11 protein-coding genes and 1 pseudogene are annotated in these 21222 nt (G+C 40.7%); 2 read left to right on the top strand and 10 right to left on the bottom strand.

The window, feature by feature from the left end; all coding sequences use genetic code 11:
* Nucleotides 1–34 precede the first annotated feature (34 nt).
* The 8 genes from F7734_RS12335 to F7734_RS12300 form a co-directional block, all read right to left on the bottom strand.
* A complete protein-coding gene (locus tag F7734_RS12335) occupies nt 35–1588 on the bottom strand; it encodes a hypothetical protein (protein ID WP_155744944.1) in 1554 nt (517 codons plus the stop codon).
* A complete protein-coding gene (locus tag F7734_RS12330) occupies nt 1576–2658 on the bottom strand; it encodes a hypothetical protein (RefSeq protein ID WP_155744942.1) in 1083 nt (360 codons plus the stop codon). The genes F7734_RS12335 and F7734_RS12330 overlap by 13 nt, the downstream gene beginning before the upstream one ends.
* Entirely contained in the window at nt 2648–3562 is a 915-nt protein-coding gene (locus F7734_RS12325) for a MoxR family ATPase (protein ID WP_155744940.1), read from the bottom strand. The genes F7734_RS12330 and F7734_RS12325 overlap by 11 nt, the downstream gene beginning before the upstream one ends.
* On the bottom strand, nt 3550–4635 hold the full coding sequence (locus F7734_RS12320) for an XRE family transcriptional regulator (RefSeq protein ID WP_347566179.1): 1086 nt from the start codon (nt 4633–4635) through the stop codon (nt 3550–3552). The genes F7734_RS12325 and F7734_RS12320 overlap by 13 nt, the downstream gene beginning before the upstream one ends.
* Nucleotides 4636–4723: 88 nt before the next feature.
* Entirely contained in the window at nt 4724–6040 is a 1317-nt protein-coding gene (locus F7734_RS12315) for a WD40 repeat domain-containing protein (RefSeq protein ID WP_155744936.1), read from the bottom strand.
* A gap of 5 nt (nt 6041–6045) precedes the next feature.
* Nucleotides 6046–7113 (bottom strand): serine protease, encoded by a 1068-nt coding sequence (locus F7734_RS12310; protein ID WP_166481870.1) that lies wholly within the window; start codon nt 7111–7113, stop codon nt 6046–6048.
* A gap of 89 nt (nt 7114–7202) precedes the next feature.
* Complete coding sequence (locus F7734_RS12305; RefSeq protein ID WP_155744935.1) at nt 7203–9674, bottom strand: NACHT domain-containing protein; 2472 nt, start codon at nt 9672–9674, stop codon at nt 7203–7205.
* A 73-nt stretch (nt 9675–9747) separates the two neighbouring features.
* Nucleotides 9748–14112: a tetratricopeptide repeat protein gene (locus F7734_RS12300; RefSeq protein WP_155744933.1), complete on the bottom strand. Its 4365-nt coding sequence runs from the start codon at nt 14110–14112 to the stop codon at nt 9748–9750.
* A 58-nt stretch (nt 14113–14170) separates the two neighbouring features.
* Here F7734_RS12300 and F7734_RS12295 point away from each other — a divergent pair, with 58 nt between their 5' ends.
* Together F7734_RS12295 and F7734_RS12290 are read left to right on the top strand one after the other, a co-directional pair.
* Entirely contained in the window at nt 14171–16330 is a 2160-nt protein-coding gene (locus tag F7734_RS12295) for a CHAT domain-containing protein (protein ID WP_155744931.1), read from the top strand.
* A gap of 1 nt (nt 16331) precedes the next feature.
* The gene (locus tag F7734_RS12290; RefSeq protein WP_155744929.1) at nt 16332–17972 is read left to right on the top strand and encodes a hypothetical protein; all 1641 of its coding nucleotides are present in this window, start codon (nt 16332–16334) and stop codon (nt 17970–17972) included.
* 113 nt (nt 17973–18085) lie between these two features.
* Here F7734_RS12290 and F7734_RS12285 read toward each other — a convergent pair whose 3' ends face one another.
* The gene (locus tag F7734_RS12285; RefSeq protein ID WP_155744927.1) at nt 18086–18328 is read right to left on the bottom strand and encodes a hypothetical protein; all 243 of its coding nucleotides are present in this window, start codon (nt 18326–18328) and stop codon (nt 18086–18088) included.
* A 663-nt stretch (nt 18329–18991) separates the two neighbouring features.
* Nucleotides 18992–21222: pseudogene (locus tag F7734_RS12275) on the bottom strand (hypothetical protein); the annotation flags it as partial.

Genomic DNA, 21222 nt, shown 5'->3' with positions numbered 1-21222 from the left:
CTAGCTCAACGTTTAAAACATGACGCAAAATCGCTTATCCAAATTGCTTTTCGAGTATAGTACGAAAAACGCATCCTTCATGCTTGAGACATTCTTGACTATCCGATGTCCAATATGGAACCTGACCTAAATGAATCTGTAGAATACCTGTAGGTTCAAGAAGAGTAACGAGATATTGGCAAGGGTATTCTGTATAGCTTTGCGGTTGAGACAATTCACCAATAAATTGCCAATAATTGGTCTGTGTACTCCGTAAATAAAAATTGTACTTGCAATTTAATGGTAACGGAGGTAAGGGGTTACTAATTAATCCTACCTTCGGAACTCCATTTTCATCGAAAAAGGATTTCAGATCATAGTATTTACCAGCTTCAAATATTAGAGTAAAAGCTTCTGTTCTTAGATTGGCTGGGGATTCGGCAATACTAACAGCTATATCGTACAATAGCTCATGTTCGTGGGAAAAGATTTTTTGGGTTCCTACTCTTACTCCAATATCGAGATAGGAAATGTTAGCAGGAATCTTGTATTTGGGATTACCCTGACAAAATAATAGAGTAAACTCTAGCTTCTGATTAACCTCAAACTGGACTCTGATGTCGTTAAGAAATTCAGTATCAGTCATTCCTATTCGATTTGCTAGCGCGTTGCCATTGTAGTGACCATACATTTCACGTCTTATACCTTCAAAGTCCTCACGATCGATGATCATAGTTAATTGAGTTGCCGACCAAAAACTGCGAATTTTCGCCTCCAAGTTGTTAGGATCAACTTGATAAAACTCTTGACCTGCTTGAAAAATTTTGTCTGCCTCTGGATTTATTGTCCTTCGATAGAAGGAGCAGGGCAAAAATTTTAATGATGCAGTATTTATTTGCTGAGGAGTGGCTGATGGGATTTCTAAACTTACACCAGCAACTTCTACTCTATGTCCCTGTTTAAGCAGTTTACGAAGTTGCTCTTCCGCTCTATCTAATTCATCACTCGCAAAACTCTTCATTCCGCGACTATAAACTAGTAATGGTTCAAACCCAGCTTCTATTAGCGGTTCTGCAAAAGACTCCACCAAAGATACTAAGCGTAATACCTCACCCATATCCTTCCGCTTCACCCTCTCACTTAATCTCTGCGCCAACTCCTGCGCTGCCTCATCCGGCTTAGTATACGCCAAGGCTGTCCACTCCTGAGCCTCCCGCAAATCTTGCGTATCTGTGTCATCATCAGTTAGTTGCTGCGCCACGTAATCTAGCAAAAACTGCCCCAATTCATCAAATCTTTCCTGCCCAAATTGCTCCTTCAGTTCCCGCAATAACAAATCCCGGTCAGCAATATCCATCTCATACATCTCATAACCTACCTGACGGCATAAACGAGATAGCAAGACATGAGCAACCGCTATCCAAGGGGCTTCGGGGACAAAGTTTGCCCAAATTTGGTAAAGCAAGTCGGGTGTGAGCACCAAGGGAAATGAAGCGTGACGAGCCAAATTGCAGTATACTTCCCCAAACTGCTGAGCAAACCCTTCAATTCGTCGTTGGGCAATTCTTCTTGCACGAGTTTGGTTAATATTTGCGGTCACATCAACCATGAATACATCACCTCCCTAGCGATATATCGACCTCGCAGTACACTAATTGCTGCATTCATCCCCTGCGGACTCATCTCAAACATTGGTACAAAACTAGCTATTTCACCAGCTGTAGTTTGCCGCCAAGATTCACTAGGCATCGGGTTGAGCCAAGCAAAATAACGCACTGACTGCTGTAATTGCTCAATCCACGCCTTAGTGCTATCAACCCGCTCTTGGTCAAAGTTTCCCCGTGCTGCGCCTGCATCGCTGACAATCAGTACCACCGCTCGTTCTCCAACGTCCTCAAACGCCTTAGACACAAGCTTGGCATCAAGCATGGCAGGATGACGATACAAGTATTCATCAGGGTAGTCATGAAAATAAAATACATTTGTTGTTCTCAACCGTCCTCCCCGTTGTGCCGTTTCCACCAATTGCCGCGATAAATTGTGAAACGGCACCATCGAGCCTTCCTGGTCAATTAGCAACATCAAATCTGTACGATTGCTACGAGGTGACACCATCACAGGTTGTAGTAAAATGCCATCACGCCCAATTCTTGCCACCGTCGCCTCAACATCTAACTGTGTAGGTAGTCCTTGACGCACCGAACGACGCAGGTAACGCCAGCATTGCTTCATTTGTCGTTTGGTAACGGGGAAATACTCTGTTAAAAGTATGTAGCGGGGGCGCTTGAGTTCTTTATCTCGGCGACTACTCCGCACTGCTTGCACTGCTTGCACTGCTTCGGAGGTTATACCAAGTGTTTTTAATTCTTTATCAACTGATAACTGCTTATCTATGGATAAATTGGAAGTACTATGTTGTATGCTTATTTCTGATTTCTCTAACTCCACCGGAGAATGTCGCCACATCTGCTCAAACAATCGTCGAATTAGGCGATTTTCTTCCTCAGACTTTGCCCATAATATACAGCAAAGCTGCTCTAATTCCTGGCAATTACTGATACCAAAACCTGCTTTTAAACTACGCAAAACCGCCAGATATTCTTCAACCCCCAACGGCAAACCATGTCGCTGTCGTAGGCTGTTAAAAATATCGAGTAGTGGTAGTTCTTCAAGCTTCATACTTTAAATACCGCAGATGGTCTTCCCATTTTTTTAGTAAAACTTCCGGAAAAGGAATTTCTCCGTGCAGCTGCTTTAACACCTCATCTTGAGGAAATTGCCGCAACACTGCAAACCAATCAAGCAACTCACTGGTACTCACTTTTTTACCAGCTTTCCCCTTCTCCATTTTCTGCCGTAGTTCGGTAAAACGGTTTACCGCAGCTTCCACTAATTCAGACGAAGATTCGGGGAAGTGAGACTTGACAATATTATCTAACTGTGAATAGGGAAACTGAATATAATAAAACAAACAACGCCGCAGAAAAGCATCAGGTAAATCCTTTTCATCATTGCTAGTGACAAAGACAATGGGAGGGTAATTTGCTTTGACTTCTTCCCCCTTTTCTTCAATGGTAAACTGCTGCTCATCCAACTCTCGCAATAGATCGTTAGGAAAGTCAATATCAGCTTTATCAATTTCATCAATCAGCACCACAGTGCGTTGTTGATTTTTAAACGCACGTCCTAGGGGTCCCAATTTGATGTAATTGTCCAAATTCCCGACTTTAGAATTGCTTGCTTCCCCCACGCGAGCAAGTTGAGCATCGTGCAAACGACCAACAGCATCATAGGTGTAAAGTCCATCCCTCGCCCTAGTGGTAGATTTAATATACCAAGCTTCATAGGGTAAGCCCAATTCGTAAGCCACTGCTTGCGCCAAACTTGTTTTACCGCATCCAGGCTCACCTTTAAGCAACAAGGGACGTTTTTCTAAGAAAATAGCAAGATTAACGGCTTTGATAAGTTCTGGTGATGGTAAGTAAGGAGAAAGCCCGTACTTTTGACACTCTTGGGGTGAAATTGGCTTGCCAGTATAATACTGCTTGCCATTGGCGGTGAGTACGCTTGCTAAATCAGCCATTTCGCCAAATCTCCTTCCCAACTTAAATCAAAGTGCGTGCAAATTTCTTCATAGACAAATTGAGGAATGCCGTTATCAGAATTTTCCCATATTCGCTGATAAGTTAAATTAGTAGGTATCTGTAAATCGCGAAATACCTTCATATCGCTTAGCCAATCTTGTAGGACATCGGTTGGAAACGGACTAACAGGTGGCAAGTACAGGGGAATTCGAGGATACTCCGGTTCATCAAATTGCTTTGCCAGCATGACTTGTGACTGACAAACATTACCACAATTATCCACTAAGAACATTAATAAATGTGTATCTTTCAGTGGTGGATTGAACTTTCCTCTGTCTACTAGCGGTTCCCAAAACTCCTGAAGCCAACTTACGAGAACTTTTGACGGCATACAGTCAACTTTTTCAAAGATGAAAATGACATCTTGAGTCTGCCAGCGATCGCAAATTCTATCAATAATTTGTTCTGGTTTAGTATCTAGTGGGAGTAAAAACGAACGAGCGAGTTGTTTCCACAAGCGTTCAGTACTGCGATAAGCCGCATTGTTGGTCACATCGTTTTTAATGGGAGAGTTATTCTTCCATCCTGATTTTACCCGAAATAAACGAGTCACCAGTAATTCCTGCCCACAGTCAGGTTCCCCGTGAACAAGGAATGCAGCTGTTCGATGTTGTTCCAATACATCTTCCACTAACCGCACCTGCTGCTTAAAGTCCATTTGTAGCAGTAAATCAAAGAGTAAATGCGGCGGTGTAGAAATAGTTAGAGTTTCTGCTGGTGGTAGAAATTCTACAATCAGTGTGTCGATAATAGCTTGGACATCAACGCCCACCTCCTCACGTATCACCTTTAGTAATGCACAAATTGCTGGTTTCCCTGGAGAAATTTCCCCAAATTCTACCAGTTTCACGTACATATCCCCGATAAACGCATCAACGGGTAAATTCCAGCACAGACGGTTTAACACGGGCGTATTCATCCCTAACGCCCTCCTTAAATATCCTTGACGCTGGTACTCATTCTCCATTAGAGGTCTGAGTAGAGGTAATAACTTGTGTATTAGGTCGCTCACTGCAAAAGGGTGTATATGCCTGGGAAATTTTGGTTAGATTATCTGTATTACTTTTATCATTTCTGAAACCAAACAGACGTAAGCGTCATTAAGAAGGTACACCCCAAATCCTAATTCTGGAATCATCATTACCACTAACTAAAATTTTAGGATGAGGACTGAAAGCAAGAGAATTTACAAGACTTTGAGCTTCAAGAGTCTGTAACAGTTCTGCTGTTTGATAATTCCATATCCTAATTGTATTATCTTCACCTCCACTGGCGATAATTTTTTCGGATGGACTAAACGCGATCGCATTCACAGAATCTGTGTGTCCAGTCAGAATACGCTCTTGGGTTCCAGTGTTTGGATTCCACAGCTTGATTGGTGGATTAGAAACACCATTATCACCGACACTAGTACCTCCACTGGCAATGGTTTGTCCGTCAGGACTAATAGCAACTGAGCGAATTGACCCTACCGAACGGTCAAACCAAGATACCATAGAACCAAAAAAGTCGGTTGGGCGATTGAGAGTACGTATTCTCTCCCCATTACGCCAATTCCAAATCATGATTGCACCATCAATACTACCGCTCACCAAAAACCGTCCATCACGGCTAAAAGTCACAGAATTGACATCCCATCCGTGTCCCCTTAAAGTGTGTAACTGTTTTCCGCTACTAAGATGCCAAAGTCTAATAGCCGCGTCAAAATGTCCCGTGGCGAGGGTTTGTCCATCCGGGCTAAAGCTGACACAACTAGTTCGCAAAGAAACCAACGAACTGCCTAAAGTTTGTCTCAGTTTACCTGTACGTATATCCCACAACTTGATATTACCATCCTGAAACTCCATGTTACTGACACTTGCCAAGGTTTGTCCATCTGGGCTAAAGTCAACAGCAAGAACTGGGCTAGAATGTCCTATGAAAGTAGTGAGCAATTCGACCGTCGTTAAGTTCCATAATTTGATTGTGCGGTCGCGACTTCCACTGGCAACAATCTTACCATCTGGACTAACAGCAACATATAAAACTGAATCTGAATGTCCGCTGAGGGAATTGATATTTCTATAGCGACTATCTAGACTATCTACTCGTTTTTGTTGTTCTGCTAATTCTTGTATAATTTTTTGTAGTAAATTATCAATTGTTTGTTGAATATCTACGCCTACATTTTCACGTATGACTTCCAATAAAGTACAAACTGCAGGTTTCCCAGAGTTAATTTCTCCAAATGCTACTAGTTCCCTCACCATTTGGGGAATAAAAACATCCACACTCGTATCCCAAACCAAACGATTCAAGACATTTGCATTAGTCCCTAAAGCCATAACAAGATAAGATTGACGTTGTTGCTTATCCCACATAAATGGTCTTAACACACGCGATAATTCTTGGATGATTTCCCCATTGAGTTCTGCCATCTAAATTACCCCTGCAATCTTGCGTAAATTTCAGGTGCATTCGCCTGTAAATCTTTCAAAACAGCGATCGCACTCGTACCTGCATTACGTAAATACCTCCGTTGCGTGCTTGGTTCTACTAACATCCCACCGCTATGGTGAATCCCAACCACCTGAAAATCATCATCGAAAACAGGCGAACCTGATGAACCGGGTTCTGTACTAGTAGTATATTGCAGGACTTGATTATCGGCGTAAGCAACAAAGTTATTCTGTATTGAGATCTTCTTTAAATGTCCGCCTGGATGTTGAATAATTGCCACGCGGTCATCTCGCCGCATTAATTGACTTTTGAAGATTAAAGGTTTGCCAAAGTCTGGAACTTCTTTCAGGGTTACTACTGTAAAATCCAGTTCTTTGTTAGTGTAAAAAGCACCATCTGGTAAAGCCCCAATAGTTTGTGTTGGGCATTCTTTACCATTGATATCTAATTGATAGTTAAAGCTGAAGTTACTTTTTTCTGCTACTTCCTGGCTTTTGATAACGTGATTGTTCGTCATGAGTAAATCAGGTGCAATCATAAACCCCGTACCCAAACCTTCTGGAGTTTTGATACGAACCACCGCTTTTGATGCTTCTAATGCTAAGTTTAAAATGTAAATATGGCGTAGAGTATCTTCTCCAATAATTTTTTCCTGGATGTCAACTATACTGTCAGTTCCGCGCCAAGAATCAATAGAGCGATTGCGAGTACTAGCAACATCTAGGAGAGGATATGTTTGAAATAAGCCCAGAATAAAGTCTTTATCATCACCATCGCCAATATAGTTCTGAATATGGTTGAGGAAAACTGCCAGGGCTTCTTTACCGTAAGCAACCTGTCCAAATTGCGACAAAAAGGTTACTATCCTCACAGAGAAACTCATGGGGCTACCTTCCCAATCTAGCCGCGCCAGAATTATCTCAGCTTTCGGATCTCCTCCAAAAGCTCCTGTAAGAAAATCTCGGCGATCGCGCACGTTGGCAAAGTCTGGTAAATTCTGCACAATGCGCGTCAGGCGTTGGAAGTCGGGTTGGGATAGTTGTACGGTCACGGTTACTGCTCCTATAAAGTCATGCAGCGATCTTCTAATTAAAGATGATATAGATTTATAACTGTGAGTACTGACATGAGGTTTAGCGCTTATTGTTCCAAGTGACATTGCGTGCTTTTGTACTTCTCAATCTCCGTAATGGGTAATAGTAAGGTGTTTTCTATTTCTTCGCGAACTGTGCCACTCATCACACTACCACTATTTAAACAATCTACTAATAGTTTATTGGCATCGTAGTACTGTTTTAGTGATTCCCATTGCTCATCTTTAAGATAGTGTAGGCTGTGTCTGATATTTCGATATGTCACTATCAATCCTCTAAGCCGCTCAGCCCAGATTCGACCTTCTGTTAACCCCCAGTTTCTATAGCTCTCCCAGTCTTCGCATAAGAAGCTCGGTAGCACATTTTTTATCTTTTCAAGTTCCGTTCTAAATTCTGGTTCAAGTTGATATGCAGTTAATTTTTCATATCCTTCAATGAATTGTTGATTAACATGAGAATAGCTAAAAGCATCCATCATAGGTGGATTGGAAGCTATACAATAAGCATTATATAGGAATAAAGCCAGTTCGTAGTCAAGGACACAATCAAGAGCATATTCAGGATTAATTACAGAATTAATATCAATGTCAAAGGTATGTGTGGAGCAAAAATTTGAAGGAGATTGAAAATCAAGAATATCATTACGATTTATTGAAAAATAGAAAGCTCTAATTTTTGCTGGATGATAGGGAACAGTAACAGATTGGGATTTTGCATAAACACGAGCGAGAAAATCTTGAAGCTCTTTATTTACACCTAGTACATAGTCAATTTCGTTTTTCATACTTTTTAGTAGTTGTCCACTGTTACAAGATAGCTCAGTAGTAATCAAAAATATTTCTTGGTAGCGTACTTCAGAAATATGCTTGGCTAGTATCTGCCAATCAGCTCGTTTGCAAAACCACTTTCCTACGAAATACTCTTGAAAAGTCAGGTGCGAAAAAGACCAAACCTTCTGCGCCCTTTCAATCAGCAACCCATGCTGCGCCTCAATTGCTCTTAAAACCACCTGACTATCTCGCCGCGAAATTTTCAAAAACTCCGCAATATACCTCTCTATTTCCTCCTGCTCAAACAGCACATACTGTGGTTGCTCAAACTTCTTCACCGCTAGATAGCTCAAAAGTTCCTGCTTTCGCTCAGGCAATAACTCTCGGTAAATCTCATCCCGCTCAATTGCCCGTGATTTGTCCCACTTCTCTAGGAGTAACTCTAATCCTTCTTCGTATAGTTTCGACCGTTTTGAGTAGAACTTTTCTGTTTGATGAAACACTGAACAGGTTAAATTCAATAAGATTGGTGTAATTGCTAATTCCCGAATTGGCTGATTTTTTTCTAAATAAAGTTTTTCTATAAATTCTCGTGCTTTCGCTTGTCTTTCCTTTATATTTGAACAAACTACCTTAAACCAGTGTTCCGCAAATGCATTGACTTGTGTCTGATTAAAATCTGCGACTTCGACATAATCAAAACGGTCAAATCGGGATTCTTGACTTTGTGTTCTACAAGTAACTATCAACTGATTCTGGGGATATGTACGAGCAAATCGTTTAATTTCTTTAGAAAGTTCTTGTCCGTTGGTTCCCGTAACCTCATCTAAACCATCTAGTAAAATCAACGCCCTACCTTGACTTAAGACTAATTCAGTTTCAACATCAGACAAGCGCCATTGCTGAGTTAAATAACGCTCTAAATGATATTCAAAGGAGCGACCATCATCTACAAATTCTCGTAGCTTAATCAAGACCGGAATTCGATGTGGTTGCAATCTACCTTCATTACATTCGATGACAATACACTGGAGATAAGTTGTTTTCCCAGAACCAGGCTTCCCCAACACCATTAAATTCGTATTTTTTGCCAGCACTGTTAACCCAGATATTCGCTGTTGCTGTTTGCCTAAGCCAATGCGATCCAAACTACGATAACTGGAATATTCTTTAACACCAACACTAAAATCTTGCCACAAGTCATTTAGTTCTGATTTGCGGCTACTACTAACTTGTTCTAGAATATTAACATCTACAAATAACTCGCCCAAATTTACCCAATGGTCAACACCTAAAAGTGGTATTGTTCCATGCAAGCTTTGGATATCATCATGCAGGCGAGCACGCACTTTCTGCACAAGGACATCTATTGATATGCTATCAGTTGCTGTGGAAGAGATCGCTCCCACATCAAGTAGAGGACGCAAATGATCGATACGTTGCTGCACATCTACACCTACTTGCGATCGCACATATTCCAACAATGCCCAAAGCGCTTGTTTTCCTGGAGCTACTTCGCCATAGTCTACTAGCTTGCACATCATATCTGGGATAAAACTTGCCACAGCACCACCCCAACTGATGTGCTGCAACACAGGTGCATCATTACCCAAAGCGAAAACTAAAAAGGGACGACGATTTCTCTCATCTTCCAAAAAAGGTCGGAGCAGCTGCACTAGTTCATTGATAATGTTAGCTTCTAATTGTAGATTTTTAAAATTCTTTGCTTCTAAGGCTTCTTTACTCATATCAGTAAATTAATTTAAAGATTTATATATTTGCTACAAACTAATAATTTAATATTCAAGTACTTGTTTTAATTTATGTACTCTCATCATTAGTAAGTATTCGTAAACTTTTGGCATAAACTCTTTTTTCTTTTTGCTTAACTTCCACTTTTACACGAGAACCTTTTTGCAGTTGAAATATGAAGTCTGAGTTTATAAAATCTTCTTGGAAGTAGATATCATCACTACCATCATCGGCAGCGATATATCCATATACTTTACCTTGCTTATTTTTCTTAATAAATTTGACAGTTCCAAGTTTTAAGGTATTTGAGTTTACTATTTCTTTTGATGAAGAAAGTTTATCGTAAAGTTCAACAACAACTTGGTCTTGAGGATAAATAGCAAGCGCACGTTGACAATAAGAGATAGCTTCTTCACGATTTCCTAACTGTACCAGAGCATATGTTAATTCAGGCGTGATTTTAACTAAACCCAAGCTATTTCTTAAGCTCTCATTTATTTCAAAACCTATGCGAAATGCTTCAGATGCCTGCTTAGTATGTCCATGTGCTAGTAAGGCTTGACCCATATCAGTATGAACTTTTGCTAAATGTTTTTGGTTATCTAATTGTTCAGCACATTTTATGCTTTCTCGAAAATACATAAGAGCTAATTGAAATTTCTTCTCTCCTCCTTGCTTGCAGAACACTTGACCTAGACTGTTAAGTATGATTGCCTGCCATTGCTTGTCATCTAATTTCACAGATAGTTCATAGTAGCGTCGGAGAATCATTTCAGGGGCATGAAATTTTTGCGTTGCTCTAGCAGCAGACCCGTACAAAATATCAACTTGGCACAAAAAAATTGTATAATCAAGTGAGTTATCTAAAATAATTTTTAGTTGTTGCTTATTATCTGTTCCTTCTGCAATTGTGACTATACGTTCCAATGATTGGATGGCTCGATCAATTTGTCCTTGCTTCTGGTACAACCCACCTAACTGCTTTAAGGTAATTGTTAATGAATGCTTGTCATCAATTTCTTGTTCAATGGCGAGGGCACTCTCAAAGGATTGGATGGCTTTGTCGAACTGTCTTTGCTCCTGGTACAAACCACCCAACTGAGTTAGAGTGATTGCTAATTGTTGTTTGTTATCGGCATCTTGTGCAATAGCAATTGCACGTTTAAAAGATTGGATGGCTTTATCGATTCTTCCTTGCTGCTGATACAACCCACCCAACTGAGTTAGAGTAGTTGCCAATTGTTGCTTATTATCAGTTTCTTCGGTAATTGCAATCACACCTTCAAAGGATTGGATGGCTCGATCAATTTGTTCTTGCTTTTGGTACAACCCACCCAACTGATGTAAGGTAATTGCCAATTGTTGCTTGTTATCGGTTTCTTGTGCAATAGCGATGGCACGCTCACAGGATTGTATGGCTTCATCGATTCGTCCTTGCTTTTGGTACAACCCACCCAACTGAGTCAGTATAATAGCTAATTGTTGTTTATTATCAGCTTCTAGTGTAATGGCGATGGCACGCTCACAGGATTGTATGGCTTCGTCGAACTGTCTTTGCTCCTGGTACAAACCACCCAACTGAGTTAGAGTAATTGCCAATTGTTGCTTGTTATCCGTTTCTTGTGCAATGGCGAGCGCACGCTCATAGGTTTGGATTGCTTCATTGAACCTTGCTTGCTCCTGGTATAAACTACCTAGAAGGTTTAATTTGATTATAAAGTTGCGTTTGTCAGCCAGTTTCTCTTCAATAGCTGCGCTTTTTTCAATTGCTGTTATCGCCTCATCAAGTTTTCCCTGTCTTTGTAAAACTCTACCCAGACTGGTTAATACCATTAATAAGCTGCGTTGATGTCCCAATTCCTCAAAAATAGCAGAACTGCGCTGTAAGGTATAAAAAGCCTCATCCAAACGTTCTTGTTCCTGGAAACATATACCTAAGTTGTGTAATACCATAGCTGCATGGCGTTTATCGTTTAACTGCATAGAGATAGCATAACTGCGGTTTAAAATCTCCTCGGCTTCGTTGAAGCCTCCCTGTCGTCGCAGTACGCCTCCCAAACTATTCAGCACCATCGCCAAACCTTCTTGATTATTCAGTTGCTCCTCAATCTCCACAGCACGCTTGAAAACTTTAACAGCTTCATCAAATTTTCCTTGCCGCATTACTATACCACCCAGGGTATTAAGGTACTTTGCAAGAGAAAGTTGACGAGTTGTTTCTTCCTCAATTTTGCTCAATATTTCTGAGATAAGTTCAGATTTGAGAAGTTCTTCTGCGCCTGTCCGGTTACCTTGTAGAGATAAATATTTTGCCTGCTGAATCCGGAATTTTACAACTTTTTCCCAATTTTCATTACTTTCTGCTAATTTTTCAAATCCCAACATGAAATGAACAGCCTGTTCCCAATCAGCATACTGCTCAAAAAATGGCTGTAGGTAAACTGCGAACTCATACTTATCTTGTTCTTGATATTTTATTGTTGTTTGCTGCTGCAACCACTGAGCAGCTAAGATAATTTCATCAAACTCTGCTGCAATTTCTTTGGCAACTACGGGATTAATTTCCCTCTTAACCAACTTAATAAAATATTCAGCGTGTCTTGCCGTTGCCTCCTCGTGCAACCCTAACTCAATAGCCTTTTCTACAGCAAACTCGTAGATAAGTGGATGAAATACAAAGCGGTCTTCCCCTACCTCGGAATTGTTAATTAGCGAAAGCCGATCGAGTTTGTTCAGGCGCTCTTCAGTAGTGTCGTCATCGCAAGCAGTTGTAACTATTGCAGTTTGCAAAGAGAAGCCATTTTTGGCACAAACACTTAAGCAAGCAAAGAAGTTTATTTCATCCGGCTGTAAATACTCTAAACTCAATGAGAAACAAGCAAATAGATCCAAATGTTTGACGTCGCCAAATTTTATACGTGCAAGTTGCCTTTTTTTTGTTAATCTCTTGGCATGGCGAGTAAGGCTGCGCTTTTCATATAGACTTAATAGTGAACCAATAATTTTAATAGCAATGGGTAAATAACCTACCAATTCGATTAACTCGCGGGCAGCTTCTGGTTCTGCTGCCACACGTTCTTTACCTATAAGCTTTTCTAACAGCAACAGTGCATCAGCTTCAGGAAGTGGAGAGAGGTTGATTCTACCCTCTTTGGGAATCTCCAGCGAAATTGCCGATCCGCGATCGCGTGTCGTCACAATGACTGCACATCGATTGCCACCTGGAAGCAATTGGCGAATACTATCATCAGCATCGTCGAAAATCAGCAGCATCCGACGGTGGGCAAACACGTGTTGCATAATAGTTGTGGCATCCAGCGCTTCTTCTTCATCTGCATCTAGCTTAATTTCCGCTCCGCATAGGCGGGCAAACTGGCGGGCAATGGTATTTACATTCTTGCCATCCACCCGTAAACCAATTACTCCATCAGGAAAATCTGCTTTATGTAATGTAGCAAAATGACAGGCGAGAGCCGATTTACCAATACCTCCTACACCAGTCAACCCAGCAATACTGCACAATTTCACCCCTTGATTGTCCAAAAGCGATTCTTCTAGTTTTTTTAACTCCTCATTTCTACCAGTGAAAGTTGAGATATCCAACTGAGGCAACACAAATGGGATTTTACGCTCTGCTGATTTTTTTACATCTGGTAGCTTATTTAAACTTACCTGACCTTTTCCTTGAATCAGTTTGATAGGTTGGTCTGGTCTTCTGATTTGGGGAATTTGAGGGATTTTCTTTTCTGCATAGTATTTGTTAAGCTCTTCCTCCACATCATGTGCCAATGTACGGTCTGTTATCCAATCTCCTTGTGGAACTTTATCAGGATTAAGCCCTTTTATCAGTGCTCCTGAAAGTAAACCATGTTTACCATCTAGCCGCCCATAAGCAACTTCTGAACTATGAGATGCAGCAATTATTAAGCGTCTGCGTCCTGGGAAATCGCTATCCTTAAGTTCTAGTAATTCACCACTGTAGCAGCTATCTAACCAAATAATTTGCTCTTTTACTTGGCTCTGCTCTACGATTTCCCATAAATCTCGCAGTAATATACCATTCCACTTTTTGTTTACAGGATTTGCATCACTGGTTGCTATTAGAATTTGCTTGAGACTGCCCAAGGGTTTTTGTAGCCCATGTCCGGCAAAAAATAATAGTGCCGTGTCTCGCCGATCTTTTGTCAGAAATAGTTTGGTAATTTCATCTAGCAGTTCATCAGCAGTAACACTTTTTTCTGGATCGACCTGCAATCTGCCATCAATGTTGCTTCGTGGCAATCGTTGCACTCGAAAATTGCCATCGATTTCCAACAGTTGAGCGATCGCTTCCGCATCAGTTGCGGGAGTTTTTAGGTGCTTGGCTTTACTTGTCGATGTATCCTTCAACAAAGGATACTGATTTATACCAACTACAAGTGCATCTCGTGTCATAAAAACTTAATCTATACTGATTAACTGCTTTATCCTGTTACCGAGGCACCCTAGCTTGATGAATTCTTCTGTTACCAAAACTCTACTGGCTCTCTTACTAGCTCTCAGAGAACTGAAAATCCCCCTCACCACCGATGAACAAGAACTTCTACAAGATGTGGGGCAGCAACTGGCTCTTGACCCTGATGACTGGGACTTTATTGAAGAAGAGCTAATGGTAATGATTGAGGCGAATGCCACCTTAAATCACCTTTACCAATATAACAAAGTCAAATTAGATGCTTTAGACGGACAAATCCCACGAAAATTGTTTCCCAGCTTAGATGAGTTAGAGCAAGAACTTTTTGGGGAGACAAAAGAAGTTATAACCTTTGATGGTCAGCCCAAAGGAGACCCCAATAGTAAACCTAACGAGGTAATCACCATTACCAGTAACATCTTGCTAACTGAAAATCAAGATCGAACTGCTAAACAGCTAATTTTTCTGGAGCAGATAAGCGACTTCGTCCAAAATTACCGTTACTTTAATACCTACTTTGCTGACCCTAGCAATCAAATAACAGTTCCATCCAGTGAACCTCTCATTCACGGGTATGTTTACATTTTATACATAGATATTAGCCCAGAAAAAAAAGGAATAGACCAGCAGCAAACTCCTTTTCCAGAACAGGCTTTAGCTCAAATTTGGAATGTCCAGGAAACATTGGTTCTAGATGTAGTCGTTGCTTCTAAAAATTTTAGTATTAATGCACCAGTAAAAAAGTTAACTTTACCCCGCAGTGGTTCTTCAGATAGCGTACAGTTCACCGTTAAACCTAACCTATTTGAAGGTCGGGGCTACATCCAGGTGGAGTTGTTTTATCGTGGCTACCTACTCCAGTCCAAAAAAATTACAGTCTTAATTATACCTATGGTAGGTGCGGAAATTCCTGACTCTCTACGTTCCCCTCAAACTGCTCGCATTACCTTTACTACCACTGACTTGCTAACCAACGAGCAGCTAGCACTGCTTCCCGAGCGGGTATTGACTGTAGATGTGGAACTTGACCAAAGGGACGGCAGTATTGACTTTCGTTTCCTTGACCGAACTGGTGGTAATAAGGAACTAGCATTTTATGATACTACTCTGCAACCTACAGCACTGGGGAATGCGATCGCAGGAATTCGCCAACAACTCTACTCAACTTTACATGACGGATATTGGGGACAAGTTGAGGGAAACATGGAGTTACTTAATACTTGGCTCCCCAAATTAGCAGGTGTAGGACGGGAACTCTACCGACAACTTTTACCCCACAACCAAGCTAACTTACTAGCAGATGACCAAGGGGAAATACTACAAGCTATCCTTAAACCAAACACAGTCATCCAAGTCAACCCAATTTTAGGAAAAGTAACAATTCCTTGGGCGTTGCTGTATGAGCGAAAAGTCAAAAGCCATCTCGCTCGTGTATGCGATCGCTTTACCGAGCATGACTTAGATTGTACAAGTTGCCCTCATAAAAACGATCCAAAATATGTTTGTCCCCATGCTTTCTGGGGCTACCGTTACTCAATCGAGCAACTCCCTTGCTGGACTAGTAGCAAACACTCTGCTCCCATAGCATTAGTACGACAAATAAAAAATAATCAGCCATTACAGTTAAGTTTTAATGTATACCGCGATTTTCAACTTTGGCGAGAGCATCTACCCAAACTAGAAACGGTTGCTTCAGTGAATATACTACTTGCAGAAGAAATATTAGAGCTAGAACACATTTGGGGAGAACACAGCAAAGTCTTGGATTTAGTATACTTTTACTGTCACGGTGGAGTAGAAGAGATGCCAAAACGACCATATTTAGAACTGAGTGACGATCGCATTGACAGTAATTTTTTAGAGTGTTATGAGTCAAATTGGCTACACCACCCACTCGTTTTCCTCAATGGCTGTGCAACAGGAGACTATGGTCCTGAAAGTTACGTAAGTTTAATTGATGATTTTCTGAATGCGGGAGCAAGTGGAGTGGTTGGTACAGAATGTCCCGTATCAGAAAATTTGGCTGAATATTATGCTATTGAGGTATTTAAGCGTTTGTTTGCAGGGGAACCAATGGGACAATCCATGCTTGCAGTGCGTCGAGAATTGCTACAACAGCATTATAATCCCCTTGGCTTAGTCTATTCTCTATATGCTGCCCATGAAATAGCTTTAGCTTGTTCTGTATTGCAGAAATAATATGAAACGTTGGATTTTTGCGGCTGTTTGCTTATTGCTAATTTGTCCCCCATCGGCTCTAGCTCAAACCAACATTCAGGTGGATGCTAAGGACAATCCTTTGGAGATTAAGGGATGGTTGAATGAAGAAAATACCCTGATAGGTAGCATACGTCTTTCTGCTTCAGCAAAGGTAGAACAATTCACTTTTTTAGCTTCCGACTTGAAGCGTCAAGAAGGGGATGAAGTCATTGGTCGTCAGCAAGTATCGTTTATAGGTGAAACTAAATTACAAGCTGGTATACCCAAAGATTTCCAGGTAAAAGTCAGTAATCCTCAATTACCAGGAACATATAAAGGACAAATTCAAGTACGGCTTCCCGCTCAAAAACCACAAGTTATTAATATTACTGTATTAGTAAAAGCTAGACCAAAACTAACACTTTTGAAGGGAAACGAACAGGTACAGTTACAATTAACCCAGTGTAGTTGGTGGTTAGATTGTAGTTTAGCACATCTATTTTTTCCCAAAAGTGCATTTTTACAAAACTGGGATTTAGCCTTTGATAATACAGAGGATGCATCTGTAAAAGTAACTGGTGCTGAGGTGTTGTTAAAAGGTGAGCAAACTGGTTATCAGTTAAGTTCTAACCAAATCAAAATACCTAATATTCCTCAAATTTTAAAAGCCGACCAAATTGTCAAATTACCTTTAAATTGGGACAATACCCAAATTCCCTCAGACCGCTATACAGGAGCAGTTTACCTAACTTTAGAAGATGGGCGTGAGCGTTTAATTATTCCAGTAAATTTGACTATGCGAATTGCTCCCTTTATGCCACTGTTGGTGTTATTCTTGGGCATTCTTTTAGGTAGATTAATTAAATATATGCAAGAAAAGGGTATTCCCCAGTCTGAAGCACTAGGTAAGGTAAAAGAGCTAGAAAAGCAAGTGTCTCAGAGTAACTCAGAAGACCAAAAAATTCTTATTCCAATGATATCAGATGCCGAGCAATTGGTTCAGCAGATGAAATTGTCAGCTGCAACAACAGAAGTAGAGAAAATTGATGCTCGTCGGGAATGTTTGCAGCAGTTACGTATTATAGAACAAAAGTTAGAACCTCTCAAAAATCGTCCTGAAGTGAAGGGAGACAATGGCATTCTTCAAAAAATCAACAATGTGCGATTGCAAATTGATATCCGACAGGATGACCAGGCAAAAAGTTTACTAGGAGAGTTACAGCAAGATGTCACTAAGTTGCAACTACCGTCAATGATGGGACCAGATAAAACACCCGTTAACTTATCAGAAGTTGTTAAGGGGGTAAAAGATGCTGTTGTAGCTGTTGGTAGTGCTGTTCAATCTAGTGTAAACAAACCTATAGATAAACGGGTGCTATGGTTGCAGAAATCTCTGATTATCTTATCTGGAACTAAATTTCGGACTCAAGTAACTTATTGGTTTGCAAGACCATTATTTTCTTTGGTGTTGTTAGTTGGTTTGTCCGTAGTGGGGTTGCGATCGCTTTACGTGCAAAAAGGAACAACTTTTGGGGCTGACCCCTTTTCTGATTATTTCGGATTGTTAGTTTGGGGACTGAGTGCGGACGTGGCTAGTCGGAGTTTGAGTAATTTTACGGGGGGAGAAGAGAAAAAAGAGTAACTTTGCGATCGCTACAGCAATACTGTATATGGGATGACCTGATGTCCGAAATTTATGTTAGGCATGGACTTTGGAGAAAAAGAATTGTTCGCGAATCTACACAACCCTTTCACCTAGCTATTTTGTGCCAAAGAAGCTATGAGTTTTGTCTTGATTTCTCTAACTTCCTGTGAAAGCTGCCGATTTTTCTTCTCTGACAGACTGCGGTAGACAGCCTGACGCAATTGTGGAAGTTCTGGGATATCTATTTCGTGATTTCTTTTTAAAATAGCAGAGGCAATATTCAGTGAATCTGGAGTAGACAGTTCCAGCAGCTTGATTAAATAGTTTAGATCGTACCTAGTTTGGCTTTCCATACTGTTAAAAAAGTAGATTTCATTCTAGCATACCTCACTATAATATTAGCAGGTATTTTAAATATTCTGCTTGCTCACTAGGAATTTATTTTAGCAAAGGTAGGTTTTTCCTTACAAATTTTTACGGGCATCTGAGGAATAGAATAATCTTGTTGAGGGGGAAGAGTATCATTAATGAAGTGGAATCAACTTCAATATGCTATCAGGTCGGAGTATGGACAGGACGGGGTATATTTTATAAATGATGGACAAAGTTGATGGGATTAAGTCAAGGATTAAACTCACTCCTAGACAAACTTTGATTCTACAGTTTCTTGGTTCTTTTTGTCACCAATATTATTTTTTATCCTAAATAACCTGCTGAATGTGGGTTATAGGTTCTTTGAAACAAAGGATTAAGTCGTCTCGAACTTACCAACTCCATAACTTTTATACATGGACTTAAGGAAAGTTAAATTCTATGGTGATAACAGTCAACACTAGTTAACCACAAAAATTCAATGATGCAACTCTCTTATCGCGGTTCTCAATACAACACAAACCATACTCAATTGCCAAACCCCCCATATTTTGTCAATGCAAAGTACCGAGGCGTTAGTTACTCAATTTTGAGGATAACAACAGTTCCAACTCAAACCAAATCTGAGTTGAAGTATCGTGGAGTTACCTATCTAAACTTACCGCACCCAAAGAGTGAAGTGTCAAAATTGTTGCATCCGTTAAACCTCTCACACCAGTAATATTCATCCCCTCATAGAGTCTTTTCGCTCTCAAGATTCTCATACATTCGCCTGTCTTTACATCCCAAATTCTTACGGATTGGTCTTGCGAACCACTCGCTATGACTTTTCCATCTGGATGAAAAGCAACGGAAGAAACTAAATGGGCGTGTCCAACACAAATATGTTGACATTTCTCCGTTTTGATATCCCATATTCTGACGGTTTGGTCGTGGGAGGCGCTAGCAAGGATTTGTCCATCTGGGCTAAAAGCAATGGCAAATACCCAATTGGTATGCTCTGTAAGTATTTTAAGGCATTTACCAGTTTCACAATCCCATAATTTTATCGTTTGGTCAGTGCTACAAGTGGCTAAAGTTTGACCATCTGGGCTAAATATAACGGTGTACACTCTGGCATCATGAGCAGGTAAAGTTTTTATGCAATAACCTGTTTCCCAATTCCATAACTTCACAGTTTGGTCAGCACTGGCACTCGCTAATAGTTGCCCATTGGGACTAAAGACTATTCCACAAATTTTGTCTGCATGACCGATTAAATTTTTGGAACACTGTCCGGTGTGCCAATCCCACAGTTTTATGGTACAGTCAGCACTCCCACTGGCAATGATTTCAGATGAAGGATGAAAAGCTACAGTATAAGCCCAATCTGTATGTCCTTGTAAAATTTGAAAGCATTTTCCCGTGTTTACAGCCCATAATCTAACTGTAGAATCTGTGCTGGCACTGGCTAAAATTTGCCCATCTGGACTAAATGCCAACCCATAAATAAAATCTGTGTGTCCTTGCAAGCTCAACTGACAATTTCCTGTTTGCCAATCCCATAATTTAATTGTTTTGTCGTTACTACCACTGGCTAAAATTTGCCCGTTGGGACTAAATGTAACGGGAAGCGCCCAATCGGTGTTTCCTTGCCAGGTTTTTAAACATTGCCCGTTTTGGTAATCCCACAACCGCATTGTTTGATCTAGGCTGACGCAAGCAATTGTTTGGTTATCTGGACTGAATGCTACGCAACAAACTTCATTGGTTTGTTTGTGCAGTGTTTTTATGCAGGTGTGGGTATGACAATCCCAAAGTTTAACAGTACGATCGCCACTTCCACTCACGAGTATATCTCCATCAGGACTATAGGCAACAGAATAGACACTGTTCGTATGCCCTGTATATGTTTTGATGCACTCACCTGTATGATAATCCCAGATTGCAATCGTGCGATCGCCACTTCCACTGGCTAAGGTGTGACCGCTTGGATTAAAAGCAATAGAACGTACCCAACTTTGGTGTTTAGATAGGGTGTGCAAGCATTCACCTGTTTCCACGTTCCACAATTTAATCTTATGGTCTGCACCGCTACTTGCCAAAATGTCTCCATCTGGACTAAACGCCACACAACGCACCCAGTCTGTGTGTCCGGTAAGAGTTTTAATACAGCTCCCATCACGAATATTCCAAAGTTTGACCGTGCGATCGCCACTTGCACTGGCTAAAATATCACCATTAGGGCTAAAAGCAACAGAAAATGTCTCATGACAATGCCCAGTTAGGGTTTTTATACAAACTCCATCACTGACATTCCATAACTTTACTGTATGGTCAGCACCGCCACTTGCTAAAATTTCTCCATCTGGACTAAAGACCACAAACCTTACCCAATTGCTATGACCTTGACAAATTAACAATAATCTACCTGTTTCGACTTCCCAGAGACGCACATTGCAGTCAGTGTCACAAGTTGCCAAAAGCTGACCATCTGGACTAAAAGCAGCGAATAAAATATTACCTAATGTTTCAGTAAAAACACAGCGAAATAAATCTGAATTGGAAAAATTAACGTCATGTAGATGTACGCCCTGCATATAAGCTTGCCACAATGTTAAACCAGAGAAATCAAAGCCAGTCATATCAACTTGTGCTTGATGTAACAAATTCAAAGTATTTCCAGCTGCGTATCCCGTTTCTTTGGGTGTTTTTCCGCGTAGATGGGAGAGAATTTGAGAGAGATTGCGGCAAATATTTTCTAAACTACCAAGCTGAGAGACCGATTCATTAATAATAGGTTGCAAAATCAAATTAATTTGAGTCTCCCGTATATAATCTTTGGCTTGGGCTTTAATCAAAGCATGACTGATGAATAAGGGGGTAGGGGGTAGGG

The sequence above is a fragment of the Scytonema sp. UIC 10036 genome, assembly GCF_009725235.1.
The sequence above is the reverse complement of the archived record's forward strand: the minus strand, read 5'-3'. Positions and strand labels throughout refer to the sequence as shown.